Origin of the sequence: Gardnerella vaginalis (genome assembly GCF_001546455.1) — a bacterium.
GTDB classification, from domain to species: Bacteria; Actinomycetota; Actinomycetes; order Actinomycetales; family Bifidobacteriaceae; genus Bifidobacterium; species Bifidobacterium vaginale_B.
In genome coordinates this window covers 962-17,665 of the sequence record NZ_KQ956820.1, presented here as the reverse complement: position 1 = coordinate 17,665, position 16,704 = coordinate 962, and the positions used below count along the sequence as shown (strand labels likewise).

Sequence of the window (16,704 nt, the reverse complement as noted above, 5' to 3'; positions counted from 1 at the left end):
ATAGTCCAATGACTCACCCTACAAACAAACTTAAATGCAAAAAAACAAAATTAAAGCCAAATCGGAACAACCGCAACAACAGACTACCCATAATAGGCGGAGCGTTGTGAGACAAGAAACACCCAGCCCTCACGCAATACCAAATAGGAAATATCGCGCGCTATGCTCTAAGCACTGAGCAGCTATTTACGGAAGGTGATTGACCCATCGCTAGGATCCATCGAATCCACAATCGCCAGCGAATCCAAGTCGTATCCAGCTGTGCGCAACGCATCTCCGCCGCCTTGGAATCCCTTTTCAATCGCAATGCCAATTCCAGCAACCGTGGCTCCAGCGTGGTTGCAAATGTCAATCAACCCTTGCAAAGCCTTGCCATTTGCCAAAAAATCGTCCAAAATCAAAACGCGGTCGTCTGCGCTCAAATACTTTCTAGACACAATTACAGGGAACTCGCGCTGCTTTGTAAACGAGAATACGGTAGACACGTATTGATCGCCATCCAGGTTGATTGATTGCGCTTTCTTTGCAAAAACCACTGGGACGTTGCCAAAATGACGCGCCGCAACGCACGCGATTCCTATTCCCGAAGACTCGATTGTTAGGATTTTGTTAATCTGCGTGTTTTTAAAATGCTGCGCCCATGCGGCTCCCATTGCGTCAAAAAGCGCGCAATCACACTGGTGATTAAGGAATGCATCGACTTTCAAAACATTTCCTGGCTTAACAATGCCTTCTTTTTGGATGCGTTCTTCCAGTTCTTGCACGATTATTCCTTTCTAGTGGCGCCGTATTTTGCGTGTGCAGCGTGTATCTGTATAGCTTACCCCCCGCTTTGACTCATTTTATGAACAACGTTTTAAGCGCTCATCCAAGTCGCTTAGACCGCGCGAGCGATTTTCCCGAGAATGTTGTTCAAAACGTCCCGCGGAGCTACAAAAAGCGGAAGATGACTCCGCATTTTGTAGTTCTGGACAGCGTGTTGAGCTACAAAAAGCGTCATATCGTTCGCGCGCTGTAGCGAGCGAGCGATACAACACGCCGTATTTTATGTACAATCGCACTACAGATTTGCGTAATGCGTACAGTGCAAAACGCGCGATTTGTGTTTGGCTGGGGTTCGTTAAAATTGGTTAGAGTTTAATTTTGCGATTTGAAACACAGGAGCAGGGGCTTTGAGCAAATACGGTTACGACTTTGATTTGTTTGGCAATCCAGAAGATGCCAGTGAGCAGAGCGATGCTTCTATTTACAAAGATGCCAGCGAGCAGAATGATGCTTCTGTTAGTGATGCTTCTGTTAATGAAGATATGATGAGCGAAGTTTCTGATTCTACGGTGGCTGGCGATTTTTCCGTAGATTCCGCTCAAACTGCACAACTTGCTCAACCTGCACCAATCACGCAATCTTCCGCTGCTCAATCCTCCAACATCCCCGAAATCAACCCGCAAACGCTCTTAGAAGGCCTAAATCCACAGCAATCCAAGGCGGTTCAATACACTGGCCCCGCACTTTTAATCGGCGCGGGCGCAGGCAGCGGCAAAACGCGTGTTCTTACGCGCAGAATCGCGTGGATTTTGGCTAATCGCAAGGCGTGGCCGAGCCAGATTCTTGCAATCACGTTTACAAACAAGGCGGCCGCGGAAATGCGCGAGCGCTTGGCAGGCCTAATCGGACCTGCCGCAAACAGCATGTGGGTTTCTACTTTCCACTCTGCTTGCGTTAAGATTCTTCGCGCTCATGGCGATTCAATCGGCTTAAAATCAGGCTTTTCTATCTACGATTCAGCCGATTGCGAACGTCTTGTTAAAATAATCGCATCCGAATTGAATATTGATATCAAAAAGTTTACGCCGAAACTTTTATTGTCTAAGATATCTGATTTTAAAAATAATTTGGTTACATGGCAAGAAAGCCTTAAAAATTACGCGCCCGATTATAAGCCAGGCGCTTCTGTGTCTGGCATATCTGGCGTATCTGGCTTTAATTCTGCAGGCAATTCCAGCCATGCCGACGCGCTTTACGCAGCCGTTTACGCGGAATATCAGAGTAGACTTAGTGCGTCTAATGCTGCCGATTTTGACGATTTGATTATGCTAACGGTTAAGCTTTTGCGCCAAAATCCGCAGGTTAGCGCGTATTACAAGCGAAAGTTCCGCTACATTTTGGTGGATGAGTATCAGGATACTAATCACGCGCAATACGTTTTGATTCGCCAGCTTGCAGGCGTTGACGATAATGGTGTTGACGATAATAGCGCTGATTCCTCCCAGCTTCCGCATTCTTCAGTCACGTCAGTCACGGTTGTTGGCGATTCCGATCAGTCGATTTACGCTTTCCGCGGCGCAGATATTCGCAATATTCAAGACTTTGAGCAGGATTTTCCAAACGCTACAACAATTATGTTGGAGCAGAATTATCGCTCTACGCAAACAATTTTGGACGCTGCAAATGCCGTGATCTCCAACAACACTAATCGCAAGCCTAAAAAGTTGTGGACGTCTTTAGGCAAAGGCTCGCCAATCGTCGGTTATGTGGCAGATAACGCGCAAAGCGAGGCGGCGTGGGTTGCCAAAGAAATTGCGCGCCTGGCAAGCGAAGACGGCGTAAATTACTCGGATATTGCGATTATGTATCGCGCAAATTCGCAATCGCGTAGCTTAGAAGATGCGCTTATTAAGTCGGGCTTGCCTTATCAACTTGTTGGCGGAACTAAGTTCTATGAGCGCCGCGAAGTCAAAGATGCGCTTGCTTACTTGCAATCTATTGCAAACCCTGATGACGATGTTAATATGCGCCGCATTTTAAACGTTCCAAAGCGTGGTCTTGGAGCGCGTGCGGAGTCGATTATTGCGCTATACGCCCAGCAAAATTCCATCAGTTTTTGGGCGGCTCTTAGCAATATAGACAAAATCGAACAAGACGGCGGCGTTCCTGCAAGAACTGCAAACGCTCTTAAGAGTTTTAGGGATCTTATTACTTCGCTTATTGACTTTATGAAAGCTAATGATTCCAAGCCTTCTAAGGTTGTAGAGAACGTGCTTAACGAAAGCGGACTGTTGCAGGATTTGCAAGAATCTAAAGACCCTCAAGACGAATTTAGGGTAGATAATTTGTCTCAATTGCAATCGGTTGCAGCCGAGTATGAGCAGAATACGCCTGATGCTAATGTTGCTGGTTTTTTGGAGACTACGGCTTTGGTTGCGGATTCGGATCAGCTTCCAGACCAGGGCGAAGATACTGGAAAAGTTACGCTTATGACTCTTCACACGGCTAAGGGCTTGGAGTACCCCGTTGTGTTTTTAACTGGCATGGAGCAGGGCACTTTCCCTCATTCGCGCTGTGTTGACAATCAAAAGGAGCTTTGCGAGGAGCGTCGTCTTGCATACGTTGGCATAACTCGCGCTAAGAAAATTTTGTACGTTACTTGGGCTGCTGAGCGTTCGCAATGGGGCAAGTCGGAGGAGATGATTCAAAGTCAGTTTTTGGACGAGATTCCTGCGGATTTGATTTGCTGGAAGCGCACAGAAGCGGCCGTTATGCGTGCTGGACTTAGGGGAGTGGGCAGAGATTTTGACGCTGATTTTGACTCCGATTTTAGCGATGACGGCGGTTGGGATGACGATTCCTACACCACTTATGGAGGCTCGAGCCACGGCGGATCTCGCTACAGCAAGTCGCGTTATGGCAAGTCGCTCTACGGCAATTCATACGGTTCAAAGTCCAGCTATGGCAATTCGTATGGCTCTAGTTCGTATGGCAACTCATACGGCAAGTCGTACGGCTCAAAGTCTGGCAAAGTTACCACTCGAATCGCAAGAAAATCAAGCGCATCGTACCAGAGTCAATCGTCCACCTCAAATTTGCAATCGTCTGCATCGTCATTATCTTACAAAAAGCAGAGTTTGCAAGAAAAAGACAATCACTTAAACATAAATGATTTCCACGAAGGCGATAAAATTTCGCACGACACCTACGGCCTTGGAACTGTTCTTAAAACACAAGATAAGGGCAGAAACTCAATTATTACAGTTGACTTCGGTTCGGACGGCGTAAAGCGACTTATGCTAAGAGTTGCTCCAATAGAAAAACTTTGATTTTTGACATTAAGCAGACTAAGTAATTTTTGTTGCCAAGATTGCGACTAATCGTAAGATTGCCGATAAAAACTGGAATATCTAAACATTATTACGTTTGAGCGCGGGCGCGATTATACAGAATAACACCGCTTTTTCAAGTCTTGATTTAGTGCTTGATGCTTGAAAAAATGGAAACGCAAACATACTGAAAACTGCACTGAAAACGAAAGGACAGTTATGAAAAACAGGTTGTTCGCATCAATTCCCGCGATTGTTTTTGGCGTATTAATCGCCATCGCGCCTATTAGTTTTGCAAAAGTTTGCGCATCCGCCAACGGAATGCACATGGCATGCTACTACACTGGCCGCGCAGCACTAGGAATCGGCATTGTTATAGCGATTCTTGGCGTTGTTGCGTTGTTTGTAAAAGCACCTTTGCGTGCGGGCCTAAGCATTGCCGTGATTGTAAACGCGCTGCTTGCAATCGCAGTGCCAACTTTCCTAATCGGAGTTTGCAAAAGCCCGATGATGCATTGCGCTTCCACAACGCGCCCAACTTTGGTTGTTTTGGGTGTGTTAGCAGCTGTGTTTGCTGCCGTTGCTGTGTATTTGGATTCAAAGAAAGAGGCTGAGTAGTCGCCAGCAAACGGCGATGAAAAGTCCGCGCAAATATAGTGCGAATATAACGCAAATACAATGCAAAAATTTACTCTAAAAAGCCTGCCGCTAGAAAACCTAAAGCAAAAGCCGCTTAGAACCGCCGCGTTAATCGTGGTTTCCGCGTGCTTAGCTGCAGTGTTTTTTGGCGGCTCGCTAGTCTCCCTAAATCTTTCAAACGGCCTAAACAGTATGCGCGCTCGCCTTGGCGCGGATATTATGGTGATTCCACAAAACACGTACAATCGCGCGGAAGCGTTGCTTACCAATGGCGGATCGAGCACGTTTTACTTTACAAACAATATTGAGGATTTTGTGCGAAAGTCAAAGGGCGTTGAAAAAGCAAGCGTGCAAACTTACATATCTTCGCTATCTGCTGGATGCTGCGCAGAAAAGTTGCAAATCATAGGTTTTGACCCTGCTAGCGACTTTGTGATTGCGCCATGGATTTATTCGCAGCACAAAAGCGAGCTTAAAAAAGGGCAGATGATTGCGGGCGCAAACGTGCTTGTGTCTTACAAAAACACGGTTCGCTTGTACGGGCACGAATGGCCGATTGTTGCGCAGCTTGCCAAAACGGGCACTAGCCTAGATAACTCGGTGTTTGTAAACAGAGACACGATTCCAGCGGTTGTTAAATATTCTTCGAAAGTTGGGCACACTGCGATTCCAGCAAAGTACGCACGCAAGGCTGTTAGTGCGGTTCTTGTAAAGGTGCGCAAAGGTTTTAGCGCTAAAAGCGTTGCGGAAAATATTCGTAAAACTAGCGGAATTAAAAGCCTTGGAATGGTGTTTCCAGGCGGAATTACCGAGCAGACTAAAAAGAGCTTAGAGGTGCTAAACAAGGCGATTTTTCTTGGCATTCTAGCGTTTTGGGCTGTGGGCGTTTTGATTCTTGTGTGCGTTTTTGCGGCTTCTACATCTGAGCGCAAGAGGGAATTTGCTTCATTGAGGATTTTGGGCGCAAATAGACGCATGCTTTTTGGCATGATTTCGCTAGAGTCGGCGGTGATTGGCGTTGCGGGAGGCGTGATTGGTGTTGCGTTTGCTTCGCTTATTTTGTTCCCATACAACATTGCGATTTCTAGCCAATTGCAGTTGCCGTATTTGGAGTCGGACGCTTGGTTTGTGTGCGCTCTTGCGGCGGTTTCTGTAGCGTTTTCGCTTGTTAGCGTTCTGGTAACTTCTGCGATTATTGTTGGGCGAATCGCAAGCAAGGAAGCGTATTTAGCTTTGAGAGATGGCGAATAAAGTGGCGAATAAAGTGGCGAGCAAGATGGCGAATAAAGTGGTTAGCAACTATTTAGGCGATTTAGGCGATTTGGTTGTAAATCTTAAAAATGTTACTCGCGAATTTAAGCGCAAAAATCGCAAGTTTATTGCTGTAGACAATGTTGATTTTTCGCTTAAGTCTGGCGATTTTGTTGCGATTGTGGGCAAGTCTGGAAATGGAAAATCAACGCTTTTAAACATGATTGCAGGGCTTTTAAAGCCTACTCGTGGAAGCGTTACGATTTTTGGCTGCAATATTTCGCTGCCATCTATAAGCGATGAGCAAATTTCTGCGATTCGCGCTAAAAACATTGGTTTTGTTACGCAATCGCAGACGCTGCTTGCTAATTTGAATGTGCTGAATAATGTTATTTTGCCTGTTAGGATTGCGCAGGCGTCTTCTGTGTCTGCGTCTTCTGCGTCTTCTTTAGATGCTAGCTTGACTTCCTTCGCTATGGATTTGCTTAAGCGCCTTAACGTGGATGATCTTGCGCATTGCTACCCGCGTGAGCTTTCTGGCGGAGAAATGCGGCGCGTTATGATTGCGCGCGCTTTGATTAACAAGCCTCGGCTGCTGATTTTGGACGAGCCTACTGGCGATTTGGATTCGCAAAATACAAGTATTGTTTTAGATCTTTTGCGCGAGTCGGCGCTAGGCGGAGCAGCGGTTTTAGTTGTGACTCACGATGAATCGGTTGCAGCAAGCGCTGATTTCGTTTACACAATGGACTCTGGTGTTCTTCGTGCGCGCTTTGACTGAGCGCTTAGACCGCGCGAGCGATTTTCCGCATTTTGTACCATATTTGATTTAAATCACGTACAAAAAGCGTCAACCATTTCCGCACTTTGTAGCTTAAAGCGTTTGCGCGGATTAGCCGCGCTCACGTCTTCGCCGCGCAGAAGCAATGCTTCTGCTTTAAGCGGCTCAGCGCTCCGAATTGCCTTTGTGCGCTACGCTCAAGCACAAAGGCAGGTCGTCGCGCATATTCTATGGCGCGGAGTAGTATGGGGAACGATGCCTATTTTCGTAGGCATTATCTGGAGCCTTAGCCCATCAGTGGGTCGGCGCGCAAGAATTATGGCGTTTTATGCGTTTTAATGCTTTCGCGTTCGTGTGTTTGCACGAAGAAGCACTGGAGAGGCCGGCTCAGCGTGAATAATCGTAAAGTTTGGTTCACGTTCCGTTCAGATAACGACAGAATAAAAGGATTAGTAATGACTAATATTCAGCGTTCTCGCCGTCAGGTGCGTCTTTCTCGCGCCCTCGGCATCGCTTTGACCCCAAAGGCTCAGCGTATTTTCGAGAAGCGTCCATATGCTCCAGGTGAGCACGGCCGCACTCGTCGTCGTACCGAGTCCGATTACGCAGTACGTCTTCGCGAGAAGCAGCGTCTTCGCGCTCAGTACGGTCTTTCCGAGAAGCAGCTTCGTGCAGCTTACGAAAAGGGTACGCACACTGCAGGTCAGACTGGTGACGCAATGCTCACCGATTTGGAAACCCGTCTTGATGCTTTGGTTTTGCGCGCAGGCTTTGCTCGCACAACCGCTCAGGCTCGCCAGTTTGTTGTGCATCGTCACATTTTGGTAGATGGCAATCTTGTTGATCGCCCATCCTACCGCGTTAAGCCAGGCCAGACCATTCAGGTTCGCGCTAAGAGCCAGACAATGGTGCCATTCCAGATGGCTGCTGAAGGCGTTCATCGTGACGTTTTGCCAGCAGTTCCTGGTTACCTCGATGTAAATCTTGCCTCTTTGAAGGCTACTTTGACTCGTAAGCCGGAAGTCGATCAGATTCCAGTTGAAGTCAACATCCAGTACGTCGTCGAGTACTACGCTCGCTAAATTCTGGATTTCATTCTTAAGGACATACCGCTTGACCCCTGCTGTGCATTGCATAGTGGGGGTCAATGCGTTTTTCTTGCGATTCTTCCCGCGTTTGTTTATTTTTCCCCGTGTTTGTTTACGCTTTGGCCAATTTTGGGAACAAAAGCAAGAACACTTGCCCGCGTTTGTTTATTTTTCCCCGCGTTTGTTTACGTTTTGGCCGATTTTGGGAACAAAAGCAAGAACACTTGCCCGTGTTTGTTTATTTTTCCCCGCGTTTGTTCCCATTTTTGGTGTTTTGGGAAACAAAAGCAGGCGCGACGACCTGCCTTTTTGCTTAGCGCGTAGTGTGCTCGTATAAAAGCAGTATGAATTACGTAAAAGCTGGTTATGTGTTGGTGCGTATTAACTTTTGTTAGGGAAAGGTCGCAAGCAACCGCACATTTTGCAACAAAACACTTTAATAACAAAACAAAATCACATATAATAATTACAACAGCGCCCGTTATATTACAAAATATAACATTGTGCGAGTGTTGAATAAGAAAATATATAATAGATAACTAAGCGTCTAAAGCGTGTGATTAATAAGATACAAACAAGAAAACGTAAAAACAAGAAAACGTAATAAATACAAAGAAGACAAAGAAGACAAAGAAGACAAAGAGTAAAAGAGACGATGGAGTCAAAGATGTCTCAACAAAATACCAAAGCGAATTCGCTAGCCGCACAACAAAATGCCGCGCGCGCAATTTGCAAACATGCATTAGACGTTGCCAATAATACTTTTGAAGGGGTGGTTTTGTGGTAGAGCCTAAAAAGATTGATGGGTTGCACAATATTCCAACTACGGCTGGATTTGCAGGCCCAGGCGGCGGCTTTGAAGGCGGAGCAGCTGCAGGATTCGAGATTGACGATGCTTCGAAGCACAAGAAGGCAGATGAGCGAGAAGTCGAAAAAAGCCTAGAAGACACAGATGCTTTTGACGCAATAGACGTTAAGGCGATTCGCGCTAGAAACAAAGCTGGCGGTGCAAACGAGACGGTTATGAGCAAGATTACAAGCACGGGTGTTGGGGATTCGTCGCTTAGTAGCCTTGTGGCTCAAGCGGAAGGAGAAGCTGCGGCAGATGTGCGAGATTCGTTGTACGCAACGCAGCAGATGCCTGCGGTTTTAGGCGATATTGATTCGCAAGAGCCGCCGCGCCCAGTGCAAGCTCCGATTCGCGATTTTGGCGGAGAGTATCCGTATAAGTTGTACCGCCCAGGAACCTACGCGCGCGAGCATATTCGCATTACAGCAACAAAGCTTTCCGACGGTCGCGACTTTTTCTACATAGACGACAATCCAGAATATGTTAGCGGCCACAAAACAAGGGAGCTGATTGACCCTAGAAAGTTGCCGTATCGCTTTACTTCGCGTGTTGATGAAAATGGAAATGAGGTTCCTAGCGAGGCGCCGCAAATGCGACAAGATCCGCTTACTGGGGACTGGATTCCAATGTCTAGGTTGTGGGCAAAGCGACCAGCTACTATTCTTAGTGCGGATTCAAATAATCATGATTCTGCGGCGGATTCTGCGGCGGATTCTACTAAATCAAGAATCGACCCATTTGCTGGCAGAAAGCCACAGTGCGAGTACCAAAATGGCGAAATTCCAGACGAAGATTACGACGTTGTTGTTTTTGAAAATCGCTACCCAGCTATGGCAAAGGTTGCAGGCGTTCCAAACACAACAACATACGTTGATGGAAATCCGCTGTGGAAGCAGGCTCCTGCGGCTGGACGATGCGAAGTGATTTGCTTTAGCTCCAACGAAGACATGCTGCCAGCTAATCTTTCCGTCTTGCGTATGCGCACGATTGTTGAAGCTTGGGCGTTTAGAACCGCAGAAATTAGCCAAATCGAAGGAATTGAGCAGATTTATCCGTTTGAAAATCACGGAAGCCAGATTGGCGTGACTTTGCATCATCCTCATGGTCAGATTTATGCGTATCCATTTATTGCCCCTAGGTTGGAGCAGGAGTTGCGCCACACGGAGGCTTATTTTGAGCGCACTGGCAGCAATCTTCTTAAGGATTTAATGAATTCAGAGATTGAGGCTAAAAAGCGCGTGATTATGCATAATCACAGTTGGGTTGCGTATGTTCCAGCCGCCGCGCGTTGGCCGCTAGAGGTGCATGTTGCTCCTGTTCGAGACGTTCTTACTTTGGATCAGCTTGACGATCAAGAGCGTTGGGATTTGGCGCAAATCTACATAACTCTTCTTAGGCGTGCTAATAAGTTCTTTGGATTATCGCCTTTGAACGCGGGAGAATCTGCATCTGCAGGTAATTCGTTAGCTTTCGATTCTTCTTCTAGCGAATTCGTTGATTTGCCTTACGTTGCAGCATGGCATCAAGCTCCTGTGCACGATTCTCGTCGTTCGCATTATCGCCTTAATTTGCAATTCTTCTCGTTTATGCGAGATGCCAATAAAATCAAGTATTTGGCTGGGTCGGAAGCGGGAATGGCGTCTTGGATTTCCGATACCACTCCAGAGCTGATTGCAAAGCGATTCCAAGAATTAGGAGATGTTGATCTTGATTAGTCAGTTTTGATTAGTCAGCATTGATTAGTCAGTTTTGATTAGTTTTAATCAGTCTAATTTTTGCGCGTTTTACTCAAAAAGTGAGATGATTAAGTTATGTTGCTGCATCTTTATTTAGTTCGTCATGGCCAAACCATGTTTAATTGTTATAATCGCTTGCAAGGCTGGAGCAATTCTCCATTAACACCAAAAGGGCTTAAAGACGCCGATTTAGCAGCTCAAAAGCTTAAGAACATTGTTTTTGCTGCCGCATATTGCTCCGATACAACTCGCGCGCAAATCACAGCTGAGCGCATTTTAATCGAAAACGAAAAGCACACTCATGCACGCCCACAGCTTGTAAGCGATATGCATTTTCGCGAGCAATGCTACGGCTATTTTGAAGGTCAAGATATGAATATGGCTTGGTGGGCTGCAGGTGCGCCTCACGGAGCAAAAACATATAACGAAATCGTTGAAAAGTTTGGGCTGGCTGCAACTAGAGACATGCTTAAAGAGGCCGACCCATTCCACGATGCGGAGTCAGATATTGAATATTGGAAGCGCGTTGAAGGTGGTTTTAAAATAATCGCCAGCAACCCAGCGCTAAAAGACGGAGACAACGTTTTGCAAATCTCCCACGGAAACACGCTTTTAAGTCTTATGCATCGTTTTGCCCCTGTTGGCTACGATTTAAGCGAACGCCCGCAAAATGGAAGTGTAACTCGCCTTGATTTCAACACGGCAGTTCCAATCGATCAGGCTATAACAATTAAGGGATACAACGAGTAAATACAATAAGTTTGCTAAAAAATTGTTCGTTAAATTTTTAAAAAGAGTCTTGACTCTTCGTTAATCTTTTAAATACATTGCGTGGGTAGTCGTGTGCAAAACAGCAGGAAAGAGGTTACGATGAGCGTTGGAGACATTGCTGCTCTAATTGCGGCTATTTCGTTTGCGGTGCTTTCGGGATTTATGATTTATCCGCTTATTAGGCTGGGTAAAATGTTTAATCAGATTGCTCAAACCGTTAAGGAATCGGGCGAACACGCTTTGCCTGCTATCGACGAATCTGTTACTACAGTAAAGCAAGTGAACAAAACCTTAGAAGACGTTAATGCCGTTACGGGCGCAGCTCGCACTACTGCTACAAATGTTGGCGCTCTTACGGATTTGTATGGTGCTTTTCTTGGAAAGCCAGTTGTTAAAATTGCCTCTGCTTGCTACGCGCTTAAAGATACTTTTAACGCATTCTTTAACAAAGCTACTGTTCCAACAGATGCTGCAGAATCTTCTGCTAGGCACGCGGCAAATTCTGGCGAGTCATTTATGCCTAAGGGGGAGTGATGTTTAAGCGTTTATTTTGGATTTGCATCGGTTTTGTAATGGGAGTTATGTCTGTTACAAAGGCTCGCGCGTACGTTAAGGAAAAGTTCCCACAAAGCGCTAGGAATTTCTTCTTCGATAAAGACCCAAAGAATCTTACTTTAAGCACGATTTTGTCTTTGTACAATGATTTTAATTCCAGCAGAAAAGCCCACGAGTCGCAGCTTAACTCTAAGTATGCCGACAAGTACGCCGATAAACGTGATGATTCGTTTACAAATAAGTCTTATACTAAGTAGTCTTATACTAAGTCTGATAAATAAAAAAGGAGTTCGTACCCATGCGCACAGCAGAAATTGCAAAGCGTTATCTTGATTATTTTGCCAAGAATGGCCATATGGTCGTGCCTTCGGCATCGCTGATTTCTCCAAATCCAACGACGCTTTTTACGATTGCAGGCATGGTTCCATTCATACCTTATCTTTTGGGAGAGCAAACGCCTCCTTCTCGCAGAATGGCGTCTAATCAAAAATGCGTGCGTACGCTCGATATTGACGAAGTTGGCAAAACCACTCGTCACGGCACCTTCTTCCAAATGGTTGGAAACTTTAGCTTTGGTGACTATTTTAAAGAAGAAGCAATCCACTATGCTTGGGAGCTTTTAACAACTCCTCAAGATAAGGGCGGCTATGGTTTTGACCCAGAAAAGCTTTGGGTTACTACTTTTACAGACGACGACGAAGCTCGCGCAATCTGGAAGAATGAGGGCTTTGACCCAGAGCACATGCAAGTTTTTGGCATGGAAGATAACTTCTGGACTACTGGTGGCCCTGGCCCTGGCGGCCCATGCTCCGAGATTTACGTTGATCGCGGCCCAGAATACGGCAAGGATGGAGGTCCTGCTGCAGACGAATCTCGTTTTATTGAGATTTGGGATTTGGTTTTTGAGAACTTCCAAGTAGACAACGTAAAGTCTAAGACCGATTTGCATATTGTTGGTGAGCTTGATCAAAAGAACATCGATACGGGTGCTGGTTTGGAGCGTTTGGCTTACCTTATGCAAGGCAAGGAAAACATTTACGAAACCGACGAAGTTTACCCAGTTATTGAAGCTGCAGAAAAGCTTAGTGGCGTAAAGTACGGAAGCAATGCCGATGCGGATGTTCGTTTCCGTGTTGTGGCAGATCACGTGCGCTCTGCGTTGATGATTATGAGCGATGGCGTGCGTCCAAGCAATGTTGGCCGTGGATACGTTCTTCGCCGTCTTCTTCGCCGAACTGTTCGCGCAATGCGTATGCTTGGTGTGCAAGATCCAGTTTTGCCAACCTTGTTCCCAGTTTCTAAGGGCGCTATGGAGCCAAGCTACCCAGAGCTTAACAACACTTTCCACGAGGTTAGCGAAGCTGCATACGGTGAGGAAGATGCCTTCCGCCGCACTCTAGAAAAGGGTACGACTATTCTTGATTTGGCTGTGGAAAAAGCTAAGAAAGAACACAAGGACGAACCTATGGTTGGCGGTGCAGACGCCTTTACTTTGCACGATACTTACGGCTTCCCAATTGAGTTGACTCTGGAGATGGCTGCTGAGCAGGGCGTTAAGGTTGACGAGGCTAAGTTCCGCGAGCTTATGAGCGAACAGAAGGGCCGCGCTCGTGCGGATGCTTTGAAGAAGCGCCACAATGTAGACGTTAGCGTTTACGACGATATTAAGAAGGCACTCGAAAAGCCAATCGACTTCCTCGGTTACACAGACTTCTCCAGCCGCTCAAACGTTTTGGCGATTGTTGAAGCAGGCAAGGGCTCTGTTAAAAGCGTTAGCGCTCCTGCAAACGTTGAAGTTATTCTTGATCGCACGCCATTCTACGCTGAGCGTGGCGGCCAGATTGCCGATCAGGGCGAGATTATTTCCGACGATGGCGCAATTTTGGAAGTTGACGATGTTCAGCGTCCAATCAAGGATTTGATTGTTCACAGCTGCCGACTTACCGAAGGTACGCTTAGCGTTGGTGCTCCTGTAAACACCAATATTGACCAGGTGCGCCGTGCTGCTTTGGCTAGAAGCCACACTGCAACTCACACGCTTCACAAGGCTTTGCGTGAGGAGCTTGGCCCACAGGCAACTCAGCGCGGTTCTGTAGTAGATCCAGATCGCTTGCGTTTTGACTTCCAGTGGCCAAAGGCTGTTGATAAAGATGCATTGTTGCGCGTAGAGGCTCGCGTAAACGAGCGCATTCGCGAAGACTTGCAAGTTGTTCCAAAGGAGATGCCAATCGACGACGCTTTCAAGCTTGGAGCAATGCACTTGTTCGGCGAAAAGTATGGCGATATTGTGCGCGTTGTAGAAATTGGCGACGGCTGGAGCCGTGAGCTTTGTGGCGGTACTCATGCTAAGAGCACGGGCAAGATTGGTATGGTTACAATCCTTTCTGAGTCTTCTATCGGCTCTGGCGTACGCAGAATCGACGCGCTTTGCGGCGAAGAAGCGTACGAATATGGCGCTCGCGAACACGCATTGGTTGCGCAACTTTCGGACATGGTCAACGCTCGTCCAGACGAGTTGGCTGAGCGCTTAGAGTCTTTGCTTAACAAGATGAAGGATTCCGACCGCAAGCTTGCTTCTGTTTACGAATCGCAGCTTAACGAGGCTGTTCCAGAATTGGTTGAAGCGGCTAAGCAAAGCGGCGCCAAGGTTAAGCTTGCTGTAAAGAATGTTGGAAACTTCGGTTCCTTCGACGCTTTGCGCAAGACGGTTCTTGACGTTCGTTCTCGCTTGGGCGAAGATTCACCAGTAATCGTTGCGTTGTGCGGCGTAAATGAGAGCGATAAGCCAATGGTTGCAGTGGCCACTAACGAGGCTGCTCGTTCGGCTGGTGCTAAGGCTGGCGATCTTGTGCGTACTGCTTCCAAGGTGCTTGGCGGCGGCGGTGGCGGCAAGCCAGACTTTGCTCAGGGCGGCGGCGCAGATGCTTCTAAGATTGACGAAGCGCTTGAGGCTGTTAAGAGCGAAGTGGCTAAGCTCGACTAGTGCGTAGCTACACGCTTAAAACAAAACGATATAATCTTTACCAAGAGCAGCATAAAATTCATGGTGTGGTTAGGTATTGATTTAGGAGATGCCAGGGTTGGGCTTTCTAAGTCCGACCCTGAGCTGACTTTTGCTCACCCAATTGGCAATATTCAGGCTTATGGTGACTCGTTTAACGCTATTGAAGATGTTCTTAACATTATTGAAGACAATAACGTGAGCCGAGTTGTAATTGGTTTGCCTTTGCAATTAGACGGATACGAGGGCAAGTCTGCCAAAAAAGCGCGCAGATGGGGTGCTAATTTAGCCAAACGCATTAAATCGCTTTTTGATTATGGCGATTGGTCGCTTGATTTTATTCCAGAAGTCGTTTTTAAAGACGAGCGGTTAACAACAGTTACTGCTCATAAACAACTGTTAGATGCTGATTTTTCCACTAAAAAGCATCGTCCAATGGTTGATCAGCAGTCGGCAGTGTTGATTTTGCAATCTGCGATTGACGATTACAAAAATGCTTGTAAAAATATAAAAGGCGACTCGCAAGGCGATTTGCAAAGCGACACGCAAAGTAATTTACAAAGTGACCCGCAAGGCGATTACAGCAGAAAGGAAGCGTTTAATGAGTGAGAATATAGACGATTTTTTCAATCAAAACGCTAAATGGAGCCACGATTCCTCCAATCCTCCTGTGCCGCCAAAATCCCGAAAAGCGATTAAAGCGCGTAAAAATCGCAAAAATAAAAGAAATCGCATAGTTGCATTCATTCTTGCACTAGTTTTTGCGCTGCTATTTGTTGTTGGATATGGCTTATATCGCGTTGCAGTTTATGTAAGAAATAATAGTCAGTCGGCAATTATGGAAGACTGGCCAGGGCCTGGAAGTGGGTTCGTTGAATTTACGATTGAGCCAGGTCAAGGATCGCTAGAAGTGGGAAACAACCTTGTTAAAGCGCAGGTTGTAAAGTCACAATCCACATTTTCCAACATTGTTGCCGCAAACAACAAGATTTTGTATCCAGGAATTTACGCGCTTAAAAAACACATGAATTCCATGGACGTAGTGGACATTCTTTCCGACCAAAGCAAGGCGGGTGGATTCTTAGACGTTAAGGCAGGGGAGCGCGCAACAGACGTTATTCGCAAAGCTGCGCAAATCTCTGGAATCGATATTGCTCAATTTAACGCAATTCAAATCGCAGACGGAATGGGGATTTTGCCTCCAGAAGCGGGCGGAAGCTTTGAAGGATGGTTAGAGCCTGGAGTTTACAACGTAAAAGCCATGAAGTCTGCTAGTAAAATACTTGAAAAAATGGTAGATAAGCGCGTTAAAAAGCTTGATTCTCTAGGTGTTCCTAAGGGCGATTTGCGTCAAAAGATTCTTAAAATTGCATCCATTGCAGAAGCGGAAGTCAATAATCGCGAATACTACGGCAAAGTTTCGCGCGTAATCTTAAATCGTTTAGCTAAAAACATGCCTTTGGGAATGGATACCACGGTTGCGTACGGCATTGGGATTAAGGCGATTAATCTTACGCAATCGCAGCTAGACGATGCAAGCAATCCGTACAACACTAGGATTCACAAGGGGCTGCCGCCTACTCCTATAAGTATTCCTGGAGATAACGCGATTTTGGCGGCGCTTAATCCAGCAAATGGTCCATGGATTTATTTTGTTACCACCAACTTAAAGACGGGCGAAACTAAGTTTGCGGATAACTACGACGATTTCTTAAAGATTCGCGACGAGTATAAGCGCTCCAACGAAAACGCTAACTAGCGCGCGCTTTGACTGAGTTTGAAATTGCATAACGCATTTCAAACTCCTTCAGAGCGCTGAGCCGCTCAAGGCAGAAGCACTGCTTCTGCGCGGCGAAGACGTGAGCGCGCTGTAACGCGCGAGCGGTTTTCCTAGCTTGGTGTGTATGAGGGCTGGCTAATTCTTGTCTCACAACGCTC

General features: G+C 46.5%; 12 protein-coding genes and 1 pseudogene. 12 read left to right on the top strand and 1 reads right to left on the bottom strand.

The genetic code is table 11. The annotated features are described in order from the left end of the window. Positions 1 to 182: 182 nt before the first annotated feature. Entirely contained in the window at positions 183 to 764 is a 582-nt protein-coding gene (locus HMPREF3216_RS04595) for a xanthine phosphoribosyltransferase (protein ID WP_060787150.1), read from the bottom strand. Between the two features lie 408 nt (positions 765 to 1,172). Between HMPREF3216_RS04595 and HMPREF3216_RS04590 the strand changes: the two genes are divergently transcribed. The 12 genes and pseudogenes from HMPREF3216_RS04590 (at position 1,173) to mltG (ending at position 16,525) form a co-directional block, all read left to right on the top strand. Then, positions 1,173 to 4,094 carry an ATP-dependent helicase gene (locus HMPREF3216_RS04590; RefSeq protein ID WP_060787149.1) on the top strand — a complete coding sequence of 974 codons (2,922 nt, stop codon included), beginning with the start codon at positions 1,173 to 1,175 and terminating at the stop codon, positions 4,092 to 4,094. 219 nt (positions 4,095 to 4,313) lie between these two features. Continuing rightward, on the top strand, positions 4,314 to 4,712 hold the full coding sequence (locus tag HMPREF3216_RS04585) for a DUF4418 family protein (RefSeq protein ID WP_060787148.1): 399 nt from the start codon (positions 4,314 to 4,316) through the stop codon (positions 4,710 to 4,712). Positions 4,713 to 4,772: 60 nt separating this feature from the next. Beyond that, on the top strand, positions 4,773 to 5,984 hold the full coding sequence (locus HMPREF3216_RS04580; protein ID WP_060787147.1) for an ABC transporter permease: 1,212 nt from the start codon (positions 4,773 to 4,775) through the stop codon (positions 5,982 to 5,984). 25 nt (positions 5,985 to 6,009) lie between these two features. After that, the gene (locus tag HMPREF3216_RS04575; protein ID WP_060787153.1) at positions 6,010 to 6,765 is read left to right on the top strand and encodes an ABC transporter ATP-binding protein; all 756 of its coding nucleotides are present in this window, start codon (positions 6,010 to 6,012) and stop codon (positions 6,763 to 6,765) included. A gap of 455 nt (positions 6,766 to 7,220) precedes the next feature. Beyond that, positions 7,221 to 7,847, top strand: coding sequence for a 30S ribosomal protein S4 (rpsD, locus tag HMPREF3216_RS04570; protein ID WP_004113375.1), 627 nt, complete (start codon positions 7,221 to 7,223; stop codon positions 7,845 to 7,847). A gap of 1,191 nt (positions 7,848 to 9,038) precedes the next feature. Further along, positions 9,039 to 10,418 (top strand): galactose-1-phosphate uridylyltransferase, encoded by a 1,380-nt coding sequence (gene galT, locus HMPREF3216_RS04565; RefSeq protein ID WP_419471003.1) that lies wholly within the window; start codon positions 9,039 to 9,041, stop codon positions 10,416 to 10,418. A gap of 96 nt (positions 10,419 to 10,514) precedes the next feature. Further along, a complete protein-coding gene (locus HMPREF3216_RS04560; RefSeq protein WP_060787146.1) occupies positions 10,515 to 11,189 on the top strand; it encodes a histidine phosphatase family protein in 675 nt (224 codons plus the stop codon). 120 nt (positions 11,190 to 11,309) lie between these two features. After that, the gene (locus HMPREF3216_RS04555; protein WP_060787145.1) at positions 11,310 to 11,744 is read left to right on the top strand and encodes a DUF948 domain-containing protein; all 435 of its coding nucleotides are present in this window, start codon (positions 11,310 to 11,312) and stop codon (positions 11,742 to 11,744) included. Beyond that, the gene (locus HMPREF3216_RS04550; RefSeq protein WP_060787144.1) at positions 11,744 to 12,022 is read left to right on the top strand and encodes a hypothetical protein; all 279 of its coding nucleotides are present in this window, start codon (positions 11,744 to 11,746) and stop codon (positions 12,020 to 12,022) included. The genes HMPREF3216_RS04555 and HMPREF3216_RS04550 overlap by 1 nt, the downstream gene beginning before the upstream one ends. Positions 12,023 to 12,063: 41 nt before the next feature. Continuing rightward, a complete protein-coding gene (alaS, locus tag HMPREF3216_RS04545) occupies positions 12,064 to 14,748 on the top strand; it encodes an alanine--tRNA ligase (protein WP_060787143.1) in 2,685 nt (894 codons plus the stop codon). A gap of 60 nt (positions 14,749 to 14,808) precedes the next feature. Beyond that, positions 14,809 to 15,273: pseudogene (ruvX, locus tag HMPREF3216_RS04540) on the top strand (Holliday junction resolvase RuvX); the annotation flags it as partial. A 94-nt stretch (positions 15,274 to 15,367) separates the two neighbouring features. Beyond that, on the top strand, positions 15,368 to 16,525 hold the full coding sequence (gene mltG / locus HMPREF3216_RS04535) for an endolytic transglycosylase MltG (protein ID WP_060787141.1): 1,158 nt from the start codon (positions 15,368 to 15,370) through the stop codon (positions 16,523 to 16,525). Positions 16,526 to 16,704 lie beyond the last annotated feature (179 nt).